20 protein-coding genes are annotated in these 21,797 nt (G+C 56.8%); 9 read left to right on the plus strand and 11 right to left on the minus strand.

All coding sequences use genetic code 11. The features are described 5' to 3' along the window. From RT657_RS08515 to RT657_RS08555, 9 genes are all read left to right on the plus strand, one after another. On the plus strand, nt 1–1,161 hold the full coding sequence (locus RT657_RS08515) for a hypothetical protein (RefSeq protein WP_313653772.1): 1,161 nt from the start codon (nt 1–3) through the stop codon (nt 1,159–1,161). 181 nt (nt 1,162–1,342) lie between these two features. Then, nucleotides 1,343–4,561 carry an ImcF-related family protein gene (locus RT657_RS08520; protein ID WP_409520987.1) on the plus strand — a complete coding sequence of 1,073 codons (3,219 nt, stop codon included), beginning with the start codon at nt 1,343–1,345 and terminating at the stop codon, nt 4,559–4,561. Further along, on the plus strand, nt 4,561–6,156 hold the full coding sequence (tssA, locus tag RT657_RS08525) for a type VI secretion system protein TssA (RefSeq protein ID WP_313653776.1): 1,596 nt from the start codon (nt 4,561–4,563) through the stop codon (nt 6,154–6,156). The genes RT657_RS08520 and tssA overlap by 1 nt, the downstream gene beginning before the upstream one ends. Nucleotides 6,157–6,174: 18 nt before the next feature. Further along, nucleotides 6,175–7,938, plus strand: a complete 1,764-nt coding sequence (gene tssF / locus RT657_RS08530) for a type VI secretion system baseplate subunit TssF (protein WP_313653777.1) — start codon at nt 6,175–6,177, stop codon at nt 7,936–7,938. Beyond that, the gene (tssG, locus tag RT657_RS08535; protein ID WP_313653778.1) at nt 7,893–8,996 is read left to right on the plus strand and encodes a type VI secretion system baseplate subunit TssG; all 1,104 of its coding nucleotides are present in this window, start codon (nt 7,893–7,895) and stop codon (nt 8,994–8,996) included. Before tssF ends, tssG begins: the two co-directional genes overlap by 46 nt. Continuing rightward, entirely contained in the window at nt 8,977–9,513 is a 537-nt protein-coding gene (tssJ, locus tag RT657_RS08540) for a type VI secretion system lipoprotein TssJ (RefSeq protein ID WP_313653779.1), read from the plus strand. The genes tssG and tssJ overlap by 20 nt, the downstream gene beginning before the upstream one ends. Beyond that, a complete protein-coding gene (gene tssE / locus RT657_RS08545) occupies nt 9,506–9,958 on the plus strand; it encodes a type VI secretion system baseplate subunit TssE (protein WP_313653781.1) in 453 nt (150 codons plus the stop codon). The genes tssJ and tssE overlap by 8 nt, the downstream gene beginning before the upstream one ends. A gap of 14 nt (nt 9,959–9,972) precedes the next feature. Beyond that, nucleotides 9,973–10,443 (plus strand): hypothetical protein, encoded by a 471-nt coding sequence (locus RT657_RS08550; protein ID WP_313653782.1) that lies wholly within the window; start codon nt 9,973–9,975, stop codon nt 10,441–10,443. A gap of 76 nt (nt 10,444–10,519) precedes the next feature. Then, nucleotides 10,520–11,911: a VasL domain-containing protein gene (locus RT657_RS08555; RefSeq protein ID WP_313653783.1), complete on the plus strand. Its 1,392-nt coding sequence runs from the start codon at nt 10,520–10,522 to the stop codon at nt 11,909–11,911. 652 nt (nt 11,912–12,563) lie between these two features. On the opposite strand, the gene RT657_RS08560 is transcribed toward RT657_RS08555, so the two are convergent. The 11 genes from RT657_RS08560 to RT657_RS08610 form a co-directional block, all read right to left on the minus strand. After that, nucleotides 12,564–13,274: an RloB family protein gene (locus RT657_RS08560; protein WP_313653784.1), complete on the minus strand. Its 711-nt coding sequence runs from the start codon at nt 13,272–13,274 to the stop codon at nt 12,564–12,566. Nucleotides 13,275–13,276: 2 nt separating this feature from the next. Next, entirely contained in the window at nt 13,277–14,539 is a 1,263-nt protein-coding gene (locus RT657_RS08565) for an ATP-binding protein (protein ID WP_313653786.1), read from the minus strand. A 510-nt stretch (nt 14,540–15,049) separates the two neighbouring features. After that, on the minus strand, nt 15,050–15,862 hold the full coding sequence (locus RT657_RS08570; RefSeq protein WP_313653787.1) for a hypothetical protein: 813 nt from the start codon (nt 15,860–15,862) through the stop codon (nt 15,050–15,052). A gap of 15 nt (nt 15,863–15,877) precedes the next feature. Beyond that, complete coding sequence (locus RT657_RS08575) at nt 15,878–16,153, minus strand: ogr/Delta-like zinc finger family protein (protein WP_313653788.1); 276 nt, start codon at nt 16,151–16,153, stop codon at nt 15,878–15,880. Further along, a complete protein-coding gene (locus RT657_RS08580) occupies nt 16,153–16,704 on the minus strand; it encodes a phage polarity suppression protein (RefSeq protein WP_313653789.1) in 552 nt (183 codons plus the stop codon). Before RT657_RS08580 ends, RT657_RS08575 begins: the two co-directional genes overlap by 1 nt. Beyond that, a complete protein-coding gene (locus tag RT657_RS08585; RefSeq protein WP_313653790.1) occupies nt 16,701–17,444 on the minus strand; it encodes a septation initiation protein in 744 nt (247 codons plus the stop codon). Before RT657_RS08585 ends, RT657_RS08580 begins: the two co-directional genes overlap by 4 nt. A 410-nt stretch (nt 17,445–17,854) precedes the next feature. Then, nucleotides 17,855–20,527 (minus strand): DUF927 domain-containing protein, encoded by a 2,673-nt coding sequence (locus RT657_RS08590; protein ID WP_313653791.1) that lies wholly within the window; start codon nt 20,525–20,527, stop codon nt 17,855–17,857. A 9-nt stretch (nt 20,528–20,536) separates the two neighbouring features. After that, nucleotides 20,537–20,914 carry a DUF5375 family protein gene (locus tag RT657_RS08595; protein WP_313653792.1) on the minus strand — a complete coding sequence of 126 codons (378 nt, stop codon included), beginning with the start codon at nt 20,912–20,914 and terminating at the stop codon, nt 20,537–20,539. Continuing rightward, nucleotides 20,911–21,192 carry a hypothetical protein gene (locus RT657_RS08600; protein ID WP_313653793.1) on the minus strand — a complete coding sequence of 94 codons (282 nt, stop codon included), beginning with the start codon at nt 21,190–21,192 and terminating at the stop codon, nt 20,911–20,913. The genes RT657_RS08595 and RT657_RS08600 overlap by 4 nt, the downstream gene beginning before the upstream one ends. Nucleotides 21,193–21,220: 28 nt before the next feature. Continuing rightward, nucleotides 21,221–21,577, minus strand: coding sequence for a hypothetical protein (locus tag RT657_RS08605; protein ID WP_313653795.1), 357 nt, complete (start codon nt 21,575–21,577; stop codon nt 21,221–21,223). Then, nucleotides 21,570–21,749: a host cell division inhibitor Icd-like protein gene (locus tag RT657_RS08610; protein WP_313653796.1), complete on the minus strand. Its 180-nt coding sequence runs from the start codon at nt 21,747–21,749 to the stop codon at nt 21,570–21,572. The genes RT657_RS08605 and RT657_RS08610 overlap by 8 nt, the downstream gene beginning before the upstream one ends. Nucleotides 21,750–21,797: the final 48 nt, after the last annotated feature.

A 21,797-nucleotide genomic window follows, 5' to 3' on the forward strand; every position in this document is an offset into this window, starting at 1 on the left:
ATGGGCTGGGAAAGGACGAAAGCAACAACGTTGGAGTTGCCTCCTGAACCATCTTTTACGGGATGGCTGTTGGCTGGTGGTGTTGCCGCGGTTGTGGGTATTTTGCTGTTTATTCTGCATGCGTCAGGCATGGTTAAGGCACTGGCTGCATTCAATATCTGGTGGTTGGCATCCAGCCCGGTTCTTGGCTGGTTTTTTCTGTTTTGTTTGCGGGGATGGCTGTGGGGAAGAACCGTCAATGAACATCAGTTTTTGCAGAAAGAAGCTGAATACGGACAGCAACAGTGGGAAGCATGGGCTGGACGTTATCTGGCCGTACTTGGAAGCAGCATACTGCTACCTTCCGGAGTGACCTCTGACGCCATTGCTAAATCAGACGCTGCAGATGCTCCGCAATTTCTTTCACTGACCAGTCATTTTGATGCGAAATCGACGACGTCCACCTCCTTGCTCGAACTGGGTCTGGCTGGTGTACAAGAGGCGATATCAATTTTGCCTGCGACAGTACCCTTCAACGTCACAATTGTGAGCGACATGATTTCGTCAGACTTCGAGACCCGGTTTCGCGAATCATGGGGAAAAATTTATCCAGGGCGTGCGCTGACAGGTTCGGTCTCGTTTTGTAAAACCCTCTCTTTTGCCTGGATCGAAGAGCGCCTGAAAAATCCCGTTTTCGATATTGATTTGATTCTGATATTGCAGAATCAGGGTGCTGAACAGTATTCCGATGCACTCGCGAGCATGATACTGACCAGCGATGATGTTGCTGCAAAATATCAGCTTTCTCACTCTGCCCGCATATTGCGACCGATGCCGCTGGACATGCCTAATTTCAGGGCTGATATGGGGTTGTTCCTCGAAACACAAACGCTCGCCTGTCAGACGTCAAATGTGTTCTGTGATTACGGGCACTGGAATGACGGGTTTGCTGATCTAATGACCGCGGCTCAATCATATCTGACACCGTGGGTGCCCCAGGAAATTGATGTACTGGAAAAATATAACGGAATTCCAGGGGGCGGGAGTGCGTGGCTTCTAGCCACATTACTGGCCGACATCGTGTCTGTCAGCAACAAACCTGTTTTAGGGTTGTTTACCTCAGGTGCTGATCGTTTTGTCAGTACTGTTACTTCAGGGAGTGAAAATAATGATGCCGGGTAGTACATGGAGCAGAGGAGGGCTTGCCGGCATAATAGCCTGCATCTCAGCGATTATAGTGGCCTTGATCCTTCATTTCGGCCCCTCGCACGGCCTTGATACCCAACCGATGCAAGTGCTTGCATTCGTTGCCGTATGGATAGTCCTGCTGATTGTTTTCTATACACCGTTTATGTTCCGGTTTATGAAGGAAAGATATCATCGCTGGCGGGAACAGAAGAACAATGCGCTGCCTTCTGATGAATCAAGAGTTGCCCGGACTCCGCCCCGCAACGTCACCGTCGACACCATCCGTGAAGCCATGCGTAACCTGTACGGTCGGCGCTGGGGACATAGAACACGCATCCTGCTGATAACCGGCACTGCTGCAGAAGTGGAGCAACTGACACCCGGCCTCACCGGCCAGCTATGGCAGGAAGACCGCGGCACACTGTTGCTGTGGGGCGGTGACCTCAATACCCCGGCAGACAGCGCCTGGCTGACCGCGCTGCGCAAACTGCGCCGCCGTCCGGTGGATGGACTGGTGTGGGTTACCTCGGCCTTTGACCAGCTCTCAGCACCAGGGCTGGAGCCGCCGCTGCCGGTGCCGTCTGAAAGCACCATGGATTCCCTGTCCCATGCCATCAGCGCCCGTATGGATGCGCTCGGCTGGAAGCTTCCCCTGTACGTCTGGTCCCTGCACCCGCGAGCTGGTAAGCCGGAAGGACGGGTTGTACAGGCGACCGGGTGCCTGTTACCTGCCGGTTGTCATACCGAAGGGCTGGCAGCGCAACTCTCCGCCCTGACGCCAGATCTGTCTTCACTGGGCCTGCAGCAGACCTGTGGTGACGTGAAACATAACTTCCTGCTGACGCTTGCCGACCAGCTTATTCGTGCGCCGGAAAGCGTGACCGCACCGCTGTCGGTGATGATCAACCCGTACCGACCGCTGCCGCTGGCGGGACTGGTGTTCAGTCAGCCCTCTGCCGGTGCTGAACGTGCCGTGACGCACCACTGGGGGATGGATAAACGCTGGGATGTTTTGCCTGAGTCTGTCCGCACGCTTCCTGCCGGGCTGCGTCCGCGCAAACCGGGCATTCCCTGGCGCAAAGTGTTTGCGTCAGTTGCTGCCCTGGCGATGGTGGGCTGGGCTGTGTGGATGGGTATCGCGTTTGTCACCAACCGCAACCAGATTGCCGGTGCAAATGCTCAGGCATCTCTTGCCGCCCGAGAGAATCAGCCGCTGGAACAGCGCCTGCACGCCTTGTCTGAACTGCAGAAAACGCTGGCCCGTCTGCAGTACCGCTTTGAGCATGGCGTGCCGTGGTACGAACAGGCCGGGCTGAGTCAGAATAACGTCCTGCTGGCCGCACTCTGGCCGCGCTATCAGGACAGCGCACTGCCGCTGTTGCGGGATGCTTCTGCAAACCATCTGCAAAGACAGATTAATGCCTTTAATGCACTGCCGCCGGACAGCCCGCTACGCGAGCAGATGGCAAAAACCACCTGGGAGCAGCTCAAACTGTACCTGATGCTGGCGCGTCCGGAACACATGGACGCCGCCTGGTTCAGTTCGGCGCTGATTCGTGACTGGCCAAAACGTGATGGTGTGAAAGACGGTGTCTGGCAGGGGATGGCTCCGTCTCTGTTGTCGTTCTATGGTGCGCAGCTGGCGACGCATCCGGAGTGGAAGCTCCGTGCGGATGAGGGCATGGTCAGCCAGGCGCGTTCACTTCTGGTTCGTCTGATGGGCGTGCGTAATAGCGAATCAACCCTCTACCAGAAGATGCTCTCCCAGGTGGCGCACCTGTATGTCGATATGCGTCTCGAAGATATGACCGGCGATACCGATGCTGCCCGTCTGTTCAGCAATACGGAAATCGTGCCAGGCATGTTCACCCGCCAGGCCTGGGAGCAGGCCGTGCAGCCTGGCATCGAGAAGGTGGTGAAAGTGCGCCGGGATGAGCTCGACTGGGTGCTGACTGACAATGAGCGTCAGGCGAATAAACAGGACGATATCTCGCCGGAAGCATTGAAAAACCGCCTGACGGAGCGTTACTTTGCAGACTTTGGCGGGGCCTGGCTGGCGTTTCTCAACAGCCTGCGCTGGAACCCAGCCGCCACGCTGTCTGACTCTATTGACCAGTTGACCCTGATGGCCGACGTGCGTCAGTCACCTCTGGTGGCGCTGATGAATACTCTGAATGTGCAGGGCCGTACCGGACAGAGCGGGGAGGCAATTTCGGATTCACTGGTGAAATCAGCGAAAAATTTGCTGGGCGGTGACAACAAGGATGCCATTGACCAGAGTGCTGGCGTTCACGGTCCGCTGGATGCAACCTTTGGCCCGGTACTGGCGCTGATGGATAAAAGCAACACCGGTGTGCAGGCCCTGAGTCTGCACTCCTATCTGACCCGCGTGACGCAGGTGCGTCTGCGTCTGCAGCAGGTCACCAATGCCGCCGACCCGCAGGCCATGACCCAGACCATTGCCCAGACCGTATTCCAGGGTAAAGCGGTTGACCTGACCGAAACCCGCGACTACGGCAGCCTGATTGCAGCAGGTCTGGGGCAGGAGTGGAGCGGCTTTGGCCGGACGGTGTTTGTGAATCCAATGGAGCAGGCCTGGCAGCAGGTGCTGACTCCGGCGGCCGACAGCCTCAATGCTCAGTGGCAGCAGGCGGTGGTGGATGAATGGAACAGTGCCTTTGGTGGCCGTTATCCGTTCAATAACTCCAGCAGCGATGTCTCCCTGCCGCTGCTGGCTAAATACCTCAATGCGGATTCCGGGCGTATCGCCCGGTTCCTGCAGACCCGCCTCAAAGGCGTGCTGCACAAAGAGGGCAACCACTGGGTACCTGACAGCATCAACTCGCAGGGCCTCGCCTTTAACCCGGCATTCCTCCATGCCATCAACGCCCTGAGTCATATCTCGGATGTGGCCTTCACCGAAGGCAATGCCGGGATGAACTTTGAGCTGCGTCCGGGCACCGCCGATGGGGTGATGCAGACCGACATGATTATCGACAGTCAGAAGCTGACCTACGTGAACCAGATGCCGGCATGGAAGCGCTTCACCTGGCCTGCGGATACGGAGGCCCCGGGAGCAAACCTGAGCTGGATTAGCACGCAGGCGGGCACCCGCCAGTACGCCGATATTCCGGGTGCCTGGGGCTGGATACGCCTGCTCGACAAGGCTGCGGTCAAGGCTTACCCGGGCGTGGGCAGCAGCTACAGCCTGAGCTGGAAGGCACAGGATGGCCGTACGCTCAATTACACCCTGCGTACCGAAGCCGGCGAGGGTCCGCTGGCGCTGCTGAAACTGCGTAATTTCCGTCTGCCCGAAACCATCTTCAGCACGACCGGAGTTGCACCGTCAGATCTGGTCGCCAGTGTGAACAGTGATGCAAAGGAGGTTTACTGATGAGCACGCTCAATGCCTTACTCAGTGCCTGCCAGACGGAACAGGAACCATTGCTTGTAGAAACCCGTGAACGTGTAGCGCAGTGGGACAGCTGGCTGCAGCCGCTGTCCGGACAATCGCCCGCTGGCGAAGATCCGGGCTATGACGATGACTTCCAGCAGATGCGCGAGGAGGTCAATAAACTCTCCGGTGCGGATACCGAACTCATCTGCCGGCTGGCAGAGAAGTTGCTGACCACGACCGCAAAAGATATCCGTGTGGCAACATACTACTGCTGGGCGAAGCTACACCGCGAAGGTGAGCAGGGGCTGGCAGAAGGACTCGAGTTACTGGCTGGTTTGCTGGAGCGCTTTGGACAACAGCTGCACCCGCAGCGTGACCGCAGCCGTAAAGCGGCACTGGAATGGCTGGCAGGATCGCGCATGATTGACTCCCTTTCCCTGTACCCGGAAGTGGTCAGAATCAATGCGATGCGAACTACGGGTGCGTTGCTGCTGATATCACAGCTTATTGAGTATGAGCCAGATGAAATCCGCCCAGAACTCAATGCGCTATACAGCGCGCTGGAAAGTCGTCTGCAGAAAGCGGGCGGTGTGGATGCGGTGGTACCGCAGAACGCCAGTACCAGCGATATCCCTTCGGCTGCCAGCCACAGCGATGCCCCGGTCATCGGGCGGATCTCCTCCGGCCAGGATTTGCTGGCCCAGGCCCGCACACTCACCGAATACCTGCGCGAGCAGCCGGACGGCTGGCTATCGGCACATCATCTGATGAAGAGCCTGCGTCACGACACCCTGCGTGCCATCCCGGCCCCGGATGCGCAGGGGCGCACACGCATTGAACCGCCAAGGGCCGACCAGCGGGCGTTACTGAAACGCCTTTATCTGCAACAGAACTGGAGTGAAATGCTGGAGACGGCCGACAGCACTTTTTCCCGTGGTGCCAATCACCTGTGGCTGGATTTGCAGTGGTATATCCACCAGGCACTGACGAAATCCGGTCAGGAGACGCTGGCTGACATTATTGCGGCTGACCTGAAGGGATTACTGACCCGCCTTTCCGGGCTGGAAACACTCGCGTTCAGTGACGGAACGCCATTTGCGGATGAAGTAACGCTGAACTGGATCCAGCAGAGCGTGATGGACACAACTGGCGGGTGGGGCAATGACACCCCATCTACACAGATGCCTGCCAGCAATGATGACATTCTGGCGCTGGAGGCAGAAGCCGTGGTGCTGGCCGACAGTGAGGGTGCGGATGCCGCGCTCGGCTGGTTACAGACCCGACCGGGTATGACCACCGATCGTCAGAAGTGGCTGTTGCGTCTGCTGATGGGCCGCATTGCTGAGCAGTACGGTAAAAATGAGCTGGCGGTACACCTGTTTGCCGAACTGGGTGAACGTGCAAGAGAAGTGACCCTCAGTGACTGGGAGCCTGAACTGCTGTTTGAAGTTCAGGCCCGCCATCTGAAACTCCTGCGCCTGAAAGCGGGTCGCAGCGAGGCTGATAAGGCGTGTCTTACACCGGTAATGGAACAGTTACTTGCCGGGCTGATCGCCGTCGATCCTGCCCGTGCCGCCGTGCTTTGCGGTTAGAGACAGGAAAATGAATAAATGAAAGATTTAACCCTGCGTTATTACGACGCGGAAATGCGCTACCTGCGTGAAGCTGCGAAAGAGTTCGCTCAAACCCACCCCGATCGCGCATCGATGCTCGACCTGGACAAGGCCGGCACACCCGATCCCTATGTTGAACGGTTGTTCGAAGGGTTTGCCTTCTCAATGGGGCGGTTGCGGGAGAAAATTGACGACGACCTGCCGGAACTGACTGAAGGGCTGGTCAGTATGCTCTGGCCACACTACCTGCGTACCATTCCGTCACTCTCGGTGGTGGCATTCACGCCCGCGCTTCAGGCCGTGAAGATGGCGGAAGTTGTGCCTGCGGGACTGGAAGTGTACTCCCGTCCGATGGGGCCGAAAAACACGGTCTGTCGCTACCGCACCACCCATGATGTGATGCTCAACCCGCTGAATATCTCTCGGGTAACCATGGCCACTGAGCCGGACGGGCGCTCGCTGCTAAGAATGCGGTTTGCCTGCAGCACGCAGGCGGACTGGTCCCATGCGGACCTCAGCCACCTGAGTCTCTATCTTGGGGCAGACGCGCCAATCAGCAGCCAGCTGCACCTGATGCTGACCAAACGGCAGGCTGCCCTGTATATGCGTCTGCCCGGACAGACCGACCGCATTCGCCTCGACGGGTACTTCTCGCCGGGCGGATTTGCCGAAGAGGACGGTCTGTGGCCTAAGGGCGATACCGCCTTCAGCGGTTACCAGCTGCTGCTGGAGTACTTCACCTTCCGCGACAAGTTTATGTTTGTCCACCTCAATGGCCTGGACGGCATTACACCGCCTGCCGGGGCAGAGTACTTCGACATCGAAGTCGTGTTCAGCACACCGTGGCTATCAGACCTGCCGGTTACCGATGACGCGGTTCGTCTGCACTGTGTACCGGTAATTAACCTGTTCACCCTGGAAGCCGACCCGCTCACCATTACCGGGCTTGAAAGCGAGTATCTGTTGCGTCCTAAGCGACTGCAGGACGGACATACCGAGATTTATTCGGTGGATTCCGTTACCGGTTCAAACCGTACAGGTGATGCCGAATACGTGCCGTTCAGCAGCTTCAGGCACAAGGGGGGAATGATGCGCCGTCATGCGCCACCCCGCTATTACCACACCCGCGTTAAGCGCAGTGTCACCGGGCTGTATGACACCTGGCTGATTCTGGGGGGGCACCAGTGGAAAGATGACCGCCTGTTTGAACGCGAAGCCGTGTCGTTGCAAATCACCGGCACCAACGGCCAGTTGCCGCGCCGGGCATTACAGAGCACGCTGCTGGACCGCTGTGAACAGGTCATTCAGACGCCGCTGTCGGTAAGAAACCTTTGTAAACCGACGCTGCCGGTTTATCCGCCTGCGGAAGATCGTTTCCACTGGCGGGTACTGAGCCACCTTGGCTCTGGGTTCCTGAACATGATGAGCACCGCCGAAGTGCTGCGCGGGACGCTGGCGCTCTATAACTGGCAGGAAGATGAACTGAACACCCGGCGTCTGGAGGCGATTCAGCATGTGGAGCACCACCGCCTGCAGCGTTTTGAGCAGGGCTACCTGCTGCGGGGGCTGGATATCGAAGTGACCCTCGACAGCAACGGCTTCACCGGTGAGGGCGATATTCACCTGTTCGGTGAAATGCTCAACCGGTTCTTTGCGCTGTATGCCGATATGAACCAGTTCAACCAGCTCACCCTCATTGTTCAGCCAGAAGGAAAATGCATCCGGTGGAAAGAGAATCACAGTCCGCGTCTGCCAGGCTGATAGCGCAACTGGGCGACCGGCTGCCGCACATGAATTTTTACCGTTTCTGTCAGCTACTGGAGCAGAGCCAGCCGGATAAACCGGTCACCGGCAGCACCTGGCAGGTACGCTATGAGTCGGTGCGCTTTCGGCCCCACCCGGGGATGGGCTTTCCGGCATCTGAAATCAAAGGGATTGAGCAATCTGAGCATTCTCACCTGCCGCCGACGGTACGCATCACCTTTATGGGGCTCTACGGCGTGGAATCCCCGCTGCCAACGCACTATATCGATGACATCACCCAGCGCCGGGAAGGGTATGAGGCCACCGCGGATTTCCTCGATATCTTCAACCACCGGCTGATTGCCCAGTACTACCGTATCTGGCGTAAATATTCCTACCCGGCGACTTTCGAAGAAGGCGGTAAGGACAACACCTCGCAGTACCTGCTGGGACTGGCCGGGCTCGGGATTAACGGCTGCACGGACAGTATCGCGACCCCGGCTTCTCGCTTTCTGGCACTGCTGCCGGTCATGTTACTGCCGGGGCGTACCGCAGAAGGCATGGCCTCGCTGGTGCGCCTGCTGGCACCCAACACGCAGGCGAAAATCTGGCACCACGACAAACGCCGTGTGCCGCTGAAGAAGCCACTGACCATGAGCGTCAGCCAGCCCGTCACCCTGACAAACCGACCAGTGATGGGCAACTATGCCACCGACGTAAACAGTCAGGTGCTGATGCGTCTGACCACCACTGACCCGGCAGAAGTGCAGGGCTGGTTACCGGGCGGGGAGCTTCAAACGGATTTAATGGCGCTGCTGCACGTGTATCTTGGATCTCGCCTGGATGTGCGGCTACAGCTGTGTGTCGATCGCCGTCTGCTTCCTGACGCGACCATGAGCAGTAAACCCAACGCAGAGGCGGCGCAACTGGGCCGCACTGCCGTGATGAGACCGTTGAATGCGGCCAGGACCGCATCATACCCAAAAACAATCACCATTAATCTGGGCCGCTATGAGCGGGTACAGGAAAATATTCACCGCAGGGAGACTGATGAAGATGGCGATTACCGCTGGTAAATTTCCTCAGATTGCGCGGGTCGCCGGTATCGCACTGATACTGGCGGGCTGTGGTCTGACGCAAAAAGTGACAGACGGCACCATTGCTGTGACCAAATCGATTTTTTACAAGCAGATAAAAACGCTGCATCTGGATATTCGGGCGCGTGAGGCAGTGAACAGCAATGCAGGCGGCGTGGCATTGTCGACGGTGGTGCGTATTTACCAGCTTAAAGACCGCAAAACCTTTGACACGACGGACTATCCGTCACTGTTCAGGGCGGACAGTCAGGCCATTAAAGCAGACCTGGTAGCTGAGAAAGATATCCGCCTTCAGCCGGGCGGGGCGGTGATGGTGGATATGCCGATGGATGAAAGCGCGCAGTATGTCGCAGTGGCCGGGATGTTTATGTCTCCGGACCAAATGAACAACACCTGGCGGGTGGTGCTGAGCCGTGATGATCTCGATCCGGATAAAGCCCGGGTGATTGAGGCCGGTAACAACCGCCTGACCCTGAAGGCACTGAAAAATGAATGACTCATTCCGTGCCTCACTTTATGAAATGCTTTATGGCAACTTCATCGGCGGCCTCGACCTGCATCAGGTCATCGAAGAAAATCAACTCATCCTCTCCGTCCTCGACAATATGCAGCATATTCTCAACTGCCGTGCCGGCACGCTGGCGCACCTGCCGGACTATGGCCTGCCCGATATGACCAGAGTTCTCCAGGGTATGCCGGGTACCGCCCATGAGCTGATGGGTATCCTGTCGGCTGTTCTGCTCAAATATGAGCCGCGTCTGCAAAAAATAACGGTTCTCCTGCTGGAGCAAAATGTCCCCGGCGAGTTGCGTTATGCCATTGATGCTGAGCTTAAGGGGATTGGCCTCGTGCGTTACGGCACCGCGTTTATGCCCGAGGGACGAGTGATGCTGAGACATCTGAAGCAACAGCAGTATCTCGATACCACAACCCGTCTGTAAGGCCAGAGAGCATCATGTCAGTAAAATCACAGTTTCTCGAAAAACTGCAGGCCAGTAAGCCCTGTCCTGCCTCCTTTACCAGCAAGACTCAAACCGATATTGCCATGTTTCATCTGCGTATGACCCAGCTTCAGGAACGGATGGATGTTTGGCTGACTGATACCGGGCTGAATGTGGAGACATATTCGGCACAGGTCTCGGATCTGCTGGTGGAGGGCGGCACGTTCGGGATAACCGGCATCGTCTTGCGTTATAACGACCAGACCGTCAATTTTACGCCGCTCTTTCTCTACGGCCAGCATGTGACCGGGTGTGTAGAGGTAACCTTTCATCGCGGAGGAAAGGAGAGCCTGCTGGGACGTTTATTTATGCGCTCAGGCGCGTTATATGACTGGACCTTTTCTCCGCCTGGCGCACTCCCTGGCACCGGAAAGCCGCTGGATGAAAGCCGCTTTTTCAACCTGATTATGGTGCTGCTGCCCTGACAGCCAGAGCGTCAGGCGAAGCCGCCTGCAACCTACTTCTCCCTCTCTTCTGACAGAACAACCGGACAACCTGGTCATGCATGACATCCTCCCTCATCAATTAAAAACCGGCGGTGACCCACGTACGCTGCCGGATTATGCTGCTCTGCGTGATGAACTGAGTAAGCTGACACATCCGGCGCGTCCAGATGTGAACTGGCACTATGCTGAAAAATGCTGCCTTTCCCTGTTTGAGCTGAATGGCGTGGAGCTGCAGACGGCCGTCTGGTACACGCTGGCAAGAACAGAACTGGCAGGACTGGCCGGGCTTAACGACGGTCTGACCATACTGGCATCGCTGATCCGCCATCACTGGGGGGCGCTGTGGCCTCAGCCAGTTCATGCCCGCCTGGCAATCCTCAGCAATCTGAGTCAGCGTCTGCAGCAACGAATGCGCGCCATCCCGCTCAGCTACAGCGATCTCAGTCAGCTATATCTGGCCGAACAGCAGCTTACCGCTCTGGGCGAGACGCTGCAGCGCCTCGAACTCAGACATCTGAGCCAGCTTGATGCGTTGCGTATCCTGCTGCATAACAGCGCCGCCCGACTGGAACGGAGCGAAAGCCCTGCCGAATCCGATCTCTCTTGCCGGCAAAATATGGAGTTGCCTGCCATGATAGCGAGGGATATCGGAATATCCGACAAGGCGCACTGCGACATCCCGGTGACAGAACAGCACTGTCCCGCAAATATTCAGAGGAGGGCGCTGTTCTCACAGAGTAAAAAGCAGAATCAGGTTAATGCGAAGGCGACAACGGTTTGCCTGAAAAAGGCGTGGAGGCCTTTCGTCGCCGGGATGGGCACCATGCTGGTGACAGGCAGCTTAATCGCAGGAAGCCTGTATTGGTTCCACCGGGCTGACCCCCTGAAGGCGCAGATTGCAGCCTCTCTGGCGCCGTTACCTACCGCGCTCACGCCGGAACAACGGGAGGCACTACAGCACCGCAAAATGTCACCGCAGGACCTGATAGCGCAGACAGAAAAGCAGCTTGCCCGACTGGATCAGCTGCCGCCTGACTGGAATATTCGTTACGGTCAGCAACTGGCAGAACAGGCGCAAAAACTCTGGCCAGCAGAGGCAGAACCTCTCATCCAGCAGTGGCAGCGGCAACTCAGCGCGGCTGCCCTGCCGACCGCGCAGCTCAACGGCTGGCATCAGGGGATGTCATCGCTTCAGAAACTCAGTGACAGACTTAACGGCCTCGACGAGCAGAAGGGAAAATATATGACGGTCAGCGAGCTGAAGTCGGCGGTTTTTTCCACTATGCAGGCATTTAATCAGTCGTTACCGGCTGAGGAGCAATTGCGAGTCCTGGCGCAAACGCCTGCGGGGGAGCCTTTACCTGCTGCAGCCAGCGCCCGGCTGGAGATGCATCTGAAGCAACTGACTGCCCGCTACGCTGAAATCAGGCAGCGAGCAGCAAAATAGAGAGGGCGTGAGCTTTCATCGCGGGCACTCTGTAGCCGCTACGCCTCCGGCGCTCTGCATGAGTCGGGCCATACCGCGCATCAGCGGAGCCGTCCGCACTGTTCTTCAGAAGCGCGCGGGCACAAGCCCGGATCTCGTTTTCGCTGTGACGGTAACGATCAGCGTTGCTGGTTCACGCCGGATGTTGATGCTTTGCAGGGATGCGGAATGCAGAAGGGCGGTGAAGGCCAGATCAGGATGGTGTCCCTGCAGGAATCGAATAACTTTCTATTTTATTGTATTTTAATGATTTTTTTTTAATTTTAAATATCCAGTACCATCACGGATACCATCAGGCACCAAAGCTCTTACTGAGACTATCTTGGGTGAATGTTAAACGATTGAAAAACCCTATGGTAAAAGTAACATCTTCACTGGCCGACATTTAGCTAGTTTGATAGTGACAAGCTTAGGAGAAGTGATTCTTCTAACCTGAACTAAAGTGTTAATGTTCAATTTGCTATATATCATCGCGAATTCAATATGAAATTAAGACTATCAATAAATTAATTGGCTGAGTATGAATTAAAACGCCAGCGTTCTGGTTTACGATTTTATTAGAAATCACATAGTAAAAATTGATACTATGTGATTTCTAATTTAGCGCGGAAAGTTACTTTGATTTATTCATTTCAACTTGCTTTTTTAAATTTAATAATTCTTTAACTAAAATATGAACATATGTGGTTGGATTGTCTGTTTCCGTATCTTTGGAATGTTGTAGACACATTTCGGCTTTTTTGATAACCACGTTAAGATCTCGTTCTGGCAATACGTTTAAGCTTTCAAGGAATGTCCCCTTTGAACCCTTCTCGTAACCATTAAAATATTTCTTAAGTTCAATTAATACTTTATTACCAGAACTACTCCCAGCTGTAGCCTCAAATGCTTTGGTAGTGTATTTATGATGAAGTAGTAACCAATATTCAAAGCATGGTACGGAATTTATAGCTACCCACTGATTAGATGGCTTAGATTTTCTGATTGCCTCAAGAGCTGCATAATAATCAGTATGAGCATCTTTATCTATCACACAGAATACCATATCGTAAGGGGAACCTTTCTGGTTTTCCTGAGATTGTATTGCCTTCGCATGTTTGTAAACTGATAATGGACTTGAGCCACAATCGCCAGTTACATCGATAACGCTGGTAGTGTTTAACTTGTAGTAATCTCTTAGCTCCTCAAAGTAATTAGGTTCAGTTTTAGAGCCTTCACAAACAATTAATATTTTCTTTAATGGTTTTTTGTTAGGAAGTTTCCTTGAAAGTTCCTTGTTCTTCTTAGCTAAGCGTTTTTTCTTGAACAAATCATCGCTTCCCATTTTTAGGCCTCGACATTTGCAATGTATGGAACAGCACCGTAGCGCCCATCAAGATAACTCGCTTCAAGATTCTCTCTACCCTTACGTGGACTATAGTCTGTAAGCGGGTAAAGTCTTGATTCTCCTGCATTGTTCTTTTCACAAAACCAGATTTGATCCCTTCTAAAAACCTCCTGATTTAAAATAGATGTTTCATGAGTGGTAAAAATAAGTTGTGCACCTGATGTATTAACTGAAGGATTGTTAAATAACCCAACAAGATACATTACAAGCTTAGGGTGAAGGGCGTCATTTAATTCATCAATAAACACCACTCGACCTGTCTGGAAAGAGTCGATCCATGGACCGGCTAAAGAAAAAAGTTTTTGGGTGCCATGTGACTCATCTTCAATGTCAAAGGCAACTAACTCACCTTTGTTGTTTTTATGGTATGTTGTAATATCAAAAACATCTTTATCACTTAAGCTGTCTACCACGGCTTTTTTAATTTCTTCAGGCATCCCCGAAGGTAGGGAGTCAGCATTAAATTTATCCTTATCTACTTTAATGTCTGCAATATCAATATTTGCGTTATTAAGAAATTTTAGTACTTCACTCTTTTTCTCTCCTTGGCAAAGCAAAGCAGAGAATGTATTGTGCCAAACATTTACTCCTGAAATTCGAAGTGTATTACTGAACCAATAATAAATAGGTTTTAACTGGCTACTGTTTAACTGCACAGCCGTTGATAAGAAGAGAGCATTATCTCTAGTTGATTTTTGCCAAATGGCTTTTTCGCCTAGAAGATAGCCGCCATACTCCCAAGCATAATCTCTGGTTTCCTCATCCCATACTCTAGTAAACCATTTCTGGGGACGGCCTTTGGGATAAGCAAATAGCCATTCATCGTGAATCATATTATTGGAAGCAGAAAATCCGTATTGATACCTTACACCCTCAGCAATGAACATAACCTCGAATTCACTAGGCATTTCGATTGAGTCAGTATCTAAAAAGAATGGGGTCACACCCAGTTCATCACCTTCTTGATATTTAGATGCTGAATTTCTGACGATGTCCGCCATTGTTTTCATGGCTAGCATGAAGTTCGTTTTACCCGCAGCATTTGCGCCATAGATAGCAGCTGAACGCAAAACTTTCATGTTAGCGCTTCTGGTATCACTAAAAATGTTTCCTAGCTTATCGTCACTTTTGTTCGCAACTAACGTAAGTGTTTGTTTTTCATGTACTGATAAGTAGTTTTCTACACTAAATTCAACTAACATTTCATACTCCAAGTGACAATGAAACGATTGGCTATCACTTCAGTTTTAAGTTTCATTTTTGACATTCTATACCAAAAAGTTGATTTAGATAGCCGCTCAAGCGTTTACAGCTTGACACTGAACCCTCTAGCACACTTTTACAAGCAATCTTTGTTACTAATTTCAACTGTTGAGATTAAGTTGATAGAACGTTGCTAGTGCAAGATGGCCGCATTGACTGAGATTACCCTCTCAAGAGTAGGGGGGGCTTCAATTTTTCTCGCCAGTCCAACACCATACATTCTTGCGCGCACTCGTAGCCCCGCCACGCCTGCCCGCTTTGTGCAGCGGTTTTCATGCACCTGCATGAGTAGCTCTAAGCCGCGCCGCTGCTGGCCTTTCCTGCCGTTCCGGGGTGCCGTAGAATCATGCGTTTTCATGCAGCATAGACATGCAAGCTCACGCTGACGAGCGCAGGCACAAAAAAGCCCGGCACATGGCCGGGCATCTGTGGGATCTAAAATCAGAGACTCAGAAAATTTTGCGCTTGCGCCGGTCGGTTCTGGCTCCCCTGACAGGATAAGCGCCAGCCAGGCTGATAACGTCATCCCGGAACATCAGCGGCAGGTTTTTATGCGTCCACTTCTCAATGAGGTTCACGGCAAATTTACGGTACAGCGTATCCGCATCGTTCGCTCCTTCAATCACGCCGGGCGCATGAACCGATCCGTTTCGCTCAAACTGGCTGTACTTCATCCTGAGCAGGCTGCCGAGTTCAACGCCGTTCACCATAAAAAATTCATCAATGAGCGTGTCAATACGCTCGTCCGTAATGCCGTCATGGCAGAACACATAGGCATTTGCCTTGCGTCCGGTCACATCGGCCAGCGCGGGCAGCTGCTTTTCCCTTTCTGCAATCAGTCCGGCAAGGTCAGATGCCGTTTCCTGCTGCTCAAGATATTCTGCGCGCAGCGCTTTCATTTCCGGCGTGACGGTGCCGCCGTTCTGCTCGAGCAGCTCACGAAAGCGCGCACGGTTGTCCTGGCTGGCCTGCTCCGTTTCGGCCTGACGCTGGCGCAGCGCGCTGATGTTCTCCTCAGCGGCGGCTTCTGCCTGCTTTGCCTCCAGCCAGGCCAGCATTTTACACTGGAGGTCCTGTACGCGGGCCTGCCAGCCAGCGGGAAGGTCCTTCACCAGTGCGGCCGTGTGGCTGATAACGTCGGCCTCGGGCAGCTTCAGGAGCCATCCCGCATCCTGCAATGGCTTCCGGCTTCTTGCCACGAGCGAGCCAACGAGTTCAGCGGTTGCCTTCATCTCTTGTTCTGTCATGTTCTGCTGTGTCATGTTTTTTTCTCTCTGTCAGGGCTGTGCGTGGCGGTCGCGGCGGGTGCAGGCGTCGCCGTAGCGGCCCAGCGTCTGCGGCTGCCGCGCCGCGCTCAGTGGTTCAGCTGCGGGTTCTGACTCCGCAGGCTTCTGCGGCTTCATGATGATTTTCTCGACGCTTTCCAGCGCGGTGAACGTGCAGGAGCAGTCAAGGTTGGTGCACTGATACCAGGTGCGCTTGACGGTCGCTGACTCGTAGGCGCTGGTGCGTGTGTGCGCGGTGGTGCCGCACTCCGGGCATTTCAGGGCCATTACGCGCCCTCCTGCGAAATCCGGTCCCGGCGCTGCGCAAAGCGCAGGTGCTGTGCGGGCGTGTGGCTGCCCTGACAGTCGCGCAGCATACCGGCCTCCGGGGCAAGGCCCGTTTCGGCCAGCGCGTCCTGATAGGCTGCTGATACCGCCGGGCGCGCCCGCTGCACCTCACGGGCCACGGCGCTGCGCAGCAGCCGTGCGGCCACGTCAAGCCCGCCGGGGCCGTTCAGGAACGGGGCCAGCGCGGAGGTGAGCGTCGGGCCGTGTTCGCTCATAAAACCGCTGAGCGCATCCTCCGTGCAGGCCTCCAGCACCATCCGCTGTGCATAAACGCCCTCGCGCGCGGCGCAGTTAATCTGCCAGTCCAGCACCGCGATGCGCTCGCGCAGCTGCGGCACCCGTTCACTGTAATCAGCCGTATTTTCACCCGCTGTGAGCAGGGTATTCAGCGCCGTTTCGGCCTCCTGACGCTCACTCAGGTGCGTCTGCCACTGGCTGCGGGCGGCGCGGAACTGCTCCAGCGCCTGTGCGGGTGTGTCTGCAACGGTCATTGTGCCTGCTCCTTCTGCGCCATTTCGCGGCGGATCAGCATTCTGTTCCGCGCTGCCGGTGACGGGCCTCTGCTGAGGTCAGTGCGGGCTGCATGATCCGGGAACACACCTGCCAGCCTGAAGGCTGCATCCTCCTCCGGCAGGGCGTCGCACTCAAGCGCAGGGCGCATGATATGTTTTGCGATAAATTCCCTGAGCACGCTTTCCGGGTCGTTGACGCCCCGGACAACGCCGGTGGTGATGGATGCCTCGCGGCCCAGCGTGATTTTCAGCAGGCTCAGCGTCTGAATCAGCGGCCCGCCGTGCGCCTGCATGAAGTCCTGCCACAGCTGCATGGCGCGCAGCCGGACGAATTCGTTATGGGCGCTGATGTAATCTTTCGCGCGGTCGGCAGTCTCCCACGGCAGGAACTCACTTTCCTGTGCGTGCAGGGCCAGCAGGGCGTCAAACTCTTCCAGCGACTCGCGGTCGAGCGCAACTTCCGCGCGCAGCTTCTTCATCTCCGGCGTCATTACGCCGCCGTTCTCACGGAACAGCCTGCGCCATTCGTCATTCTGTGCGGTCGCGTTCGCCTCAGTCTCAGCACGGCGCTGGCGGATGGTGTCAGCCTGCGAGGCTGCTGACTCCTGTTTATGGCGCGTCTCAATCCAGGCGTTTCGGGTAGCGTTAACTTTTTCCAGCGCACTCTGCACGGAAGCAGGGAGCGCATCAGCTGCTGTTACGGTGGCGTTATCGGTCATGGGTATTCCTGTCGGGTTATTTTCGGTCAGTCAATTGTGCCGCGGCTGGCACAGTGCATCTATCTGCTGGTCGTGTGTGGTGGCTGGTACAACGCCGGGCGGTTTTACCGCTGTGGCTGATAACCTGCCTGCCAGAAAAAGAGGATTAAACGCTCCTGCACAACACTGACCTTCGTTTTCCGGTGTAACACGGGTAACAGGTGTTACAGCTATGAATTAAAAGGATATTTTCTTATTCTTCCGGTGTAACACGACGGGTAACACGGTGTAACAGCGCTGACGGATGCGTTACACCTGTTACACCTCACCAGTTAGAGAGGTGTAACAGGCTCAGGCCCTACTGAATGCGGCTGTTACACCCGTTACACCTGTTACCCTTTAAAAATAAGACTCACGCAAAGCCTTTAACGTCAGCCCGGCACCTCGCTGTTGAAGACGTAGAGCCTGCGTACGTTCATTTCTGGCGGGCGGATGCTGGTCTGAAGCTTGCCGTCGGCAGAGGCCAGCAGATAACCCCGGTCCGCGCAGAGGCGCGCCACCTTGCGCGGGTCAAACCCCCTGCAGATTTCCTTCCAGCCGGACGGCATGACGTAGAACGTCGTGGCCGCCTCGGTGCCCTGCGCGGTGTTGCCCTTGTCCACCCTGCGCCAGCCCACCATGTTGCCGGGGCGGTTGCGCTCGTCGTGCCAGTCGGCAAAGCGGCTGTACTGGTTGGCCGTGAAGAAGCTGCGCACCTGCTCCAGCGCGGCAATGTCTTCCTGGTTGGCGGTATGGCCGCGGTCTTTCAGCCAGGCATTCAGGCACACGCGGGTTGCCCGCAGCGCCTCACCTTCCTGCCAGCCCGTAATGCCCAGCCGGGTCGCCAGCTCACCGGCCATTGCCACCAGGGCAAAGCGGTTGACCGCGCGGCCCACCTGATTACCCGCATCCTGCGGGGTCAGGGCGGCGGTGTACTCCTTCAGCAGCGTTTTGGCCTGCGCCGTCAGCCCGTTCAGGTCGGCGGTCAGCGCCTTCAGCCACTCGCGGAACGGCGCGCCGTAGTAGCTGGCCGTGGCCCACTCCAGATGTTCGGCCAGCGCCTTGCCGCTCTCAAAGCCGTGCAGCTCCTCAAACACGCCGAACTTCCCGGAGTCGCTGGGTATCTGGATCATCCTCACCTCCATTCCGGCAAAGGTGCGCTCACCGGCCTTCGCGGCGTGCTCGGTCAGCGACAGTTCACCGGTGGAGAAGAACAGCAGGCGCCACTGCTTGCGGGTGCGCAGCTCGCCATCCGTACCGGCACGGCCCTTGCCCTGACCGTTTGCCAGCATGTAGGCGATGTTGCCCGCCTCGCGTCCGTCCACCTCGCGGATTTCGTCGAGCATCATGGCCGCATCATTGCGGCGGCTGGCGCAGCCCTCCAGCGCGTTGCCGGTAGCGCGCCACGTCTGCCAGTAGTCCGGCCCGCCGCACACGGAGGTGGCCGCCTTCATGGTGGTGGTCTTGCCGTCCGTGGATTCCCCCTTGAGGTGATAGCCGCCGCCGTCCATGCCGACCAGGCGCAGCAGCGGGGCGGCAAAGGCGAGACTGACCGCAAACGCTACGCGGGAGTTGCCGGTGCAGAAGCGGGAAACGTGCTCGCGCCACTCCTGCGCGGTGCCGGACACGCGGAAATCGCGCCCCTGTACGGAGGTGGTCTGGAGTATCACGGCGTCGGCCCCGTCGCCGCTCACCTCGTCCTGGAGGACGTAAACCTGACCGTGCCAGCCGGTGCGGCTCACGCAGGTCACGCGGCGCTCCGGCTTGCACAGCGAGATGTATTCCATCAGGCGCGCGCGGGCCTCGCCGGTGGTGCTGATGTACGACAGGCCGTTGACCAGCAGCACCCGGCGCAGCTCCTCGCCGCTGCCGCTCAGCATCTCCATGGGCATGGCCCAGCGCCTGCGCTCGCCCCAGGTGTCCTCCCACTCCAGCAGGCGGCCAAAGTTGCCGCCGTCGGCGTCGCAGGTGATGGCCGTGACGCGCAGCGGGTTGCAGATTTTGACGTTCTGGATTTCGGTTTCGCCGTTGCGCTGCACCTGCTTTTCATACCAGAGGTATTCCTGCGTCAGCCGGAACCCGTGCGGCAGCTGCGTGCGGCCCTCACCGCACAGCACCAGACCGTTACGGAAGGCTTCGCGGGCGCGGGTCACGCCGTGCTCCCGGTGAAAGTCGTTCCAGTCGGCCTTGATTTCGCCCGGCGGCAGGCTCACCCAGCCACTGACGGCTTTTGCTGCCTTCTCCGCAAACGTCCTGCCGGGGTTCTCACCCACATCCTGAAAATCGTTGTCACCGGCGATGATGATTTTCACCTCCGGCCAGCGCGCCCGCAGCGTCTGCGCCACGTTCGGCAGGTTGCCCGCCGATATCGCGGCCACGACGCACCCGGCGGTCAGCTGGCTTACCGTGAGCGCGGTGGCGTAGCCCTCCGTGATGACCACCTGCACCGGCGGCTCAGGCGGCAGCGGGCTGAGCGCCACAAATGCGCCCTTCATGGTGCTGCCGGGCAGCAGGCTCTTTTCACCCGTGGGAGCAATCAGCTGCGCGCCGGTCACCGCGCCCTCTGATGTGGTCAGCGGCAGCAGCAGGGAACCCGCAGGGAAGGCCGTGCCGCCAACGCGCTGTGCGCTGCCGGTCAGGCAGGCCGGATAACCGGCAAAGCCTTTGCCTGCGAGGTAGGCACTTTCACCGCTGTGGCTGGCCTTCACCAGCGCACCGACGGTGGCGGCCATGTCGCGCTTCGGGGCTTTTTCTCTGGCGGGCTTAACCGGCAGGGCCTGCACGTCACGTACGTCCAGCACCTCTGCCACCGCCTGCGAAGCCTGCTTTACGCCTTTGCCCGTCACCAGCTTCACCAGGTCAAGGCCGTCACCGTGGCCGCAGTGGCTGCAAATCCACGTACCCCGGCCCTCAAGGTCATCCATGCGGAAACGGTCTTTGCCTTCACACTTAGGGCAGGGGCCGTGCCTGCCGCCATCGGGCACGTTCACGCCCAGCATCTGAAGAATGACCGGCCAGCGGCCACGCGCGGCGGCTGTGATGTCTGATACTGAATGTACTGTCATAACGCCTCCTTAATGCCGGTACAGCGACGCGCCGGTGTCGCAGAACGATTCAAACGCCGCCGGAAGCGTGGCGTAAAGCCCTTCCATCACCTCACACCCGCGCGCCGTCAGAGCGGGCGGCGCGGTCAGGAGCGTCGGCTCCACCATGTCGGTAAGCAGGGCCAGCGCCGCCGCAGCGCCGTGCGCTTCGCCATACTCGTTAACCATCGCGCTCTCAATATGCAGGGCGATGGCCATCTCAATGCGCTCCACCGTCATGCGGTGCGGGCCGCGCATTTCGCTGCCGGTGACGGCCAGATGCCTGGCCCGCCATGCGGAGGCAATGGCGCGACGGTACAGTGCCGTGGTCAGCTCGGGCGGGAACACGGATACCTGTGGCTTTTTCATGCACGGTCCTCCTCAATCAGTGCGCAGCAGCGCGTGACGTCGGTCAGGTCGGCGCGCAGGTAGTCCATCAGTGCGGCCAGGCCGGGCACGCTGTGCGCGCTGAATGAACCCGGACAGGAGTGCTCAGAAAACAGGAGCTGGAGCAGGTCGCAGGCTTCCTTTGCGCGGGTCAGCTTCTCAAAAGCGTCTTCCGGCAGGCCGTAGGTAAAGGCGGCAAAAGTACCATTTTCAGGCAAGGGGATGCCCTGAGCACCGTTGTGCCCGATTGAAACTGTCATGATTTACTCCGTTAAAGCTGGCTGTATGTCAGAGGAATTTTGAGTAGTGGCCGTCGTCAGGCTCCGCAGGCTGCTGTGCAGCCCGCTCCCGCCAGCGCTCGTACTTCACCGTGGGATGCAGATTAAACGGGCTGAACCCGCCGCTGCCTCCGGCCGGGGCGGTGAGGCGATGCGGTGCACCGGCAAGCTGGGTGTAGTTTTCCTCAAACCACGCCAGCGGGGAGGAGGTCACCTGACCGTCGCTGTCGTAGCGATACAGCACCTCGTGACTGAACTCAGGGTTAGCGGATGCGACTGACGCAGGCGCATCGGTAAATCGCAGTACCGTCACCGTCCAGCCCTGCGAATGCTGCCAGCGTTCGCCGCTCTGAGGATATTCACGCATGACGGCCTCCGTGGACGGGCAGGCGGCCCGCAAATAGCAGGATGTAATCAGCCGCCATTCGGCTGCGTGCGCTGCGCTCGTCAATGTCAGTAATACGCAGCATGACGGGGCGGCAGGACAACTGAGAACGGTTGATTGCCGCGAAGATCCAGGTAGACTTTTGTCTAGCCATTTTCGTTACCTATTTAACGTTTTGGTTAGACGCCTCGGTGGTGCTGCA

This window comes from Pantoea sp., from assembly GCF_032114055.1.
Classification (GTDB): domain Bacteria; phylum Pseudomonadota; class Gammaproteobacteria; order Enterobacterales; family Enterobacteriaceae; genus Pantoea.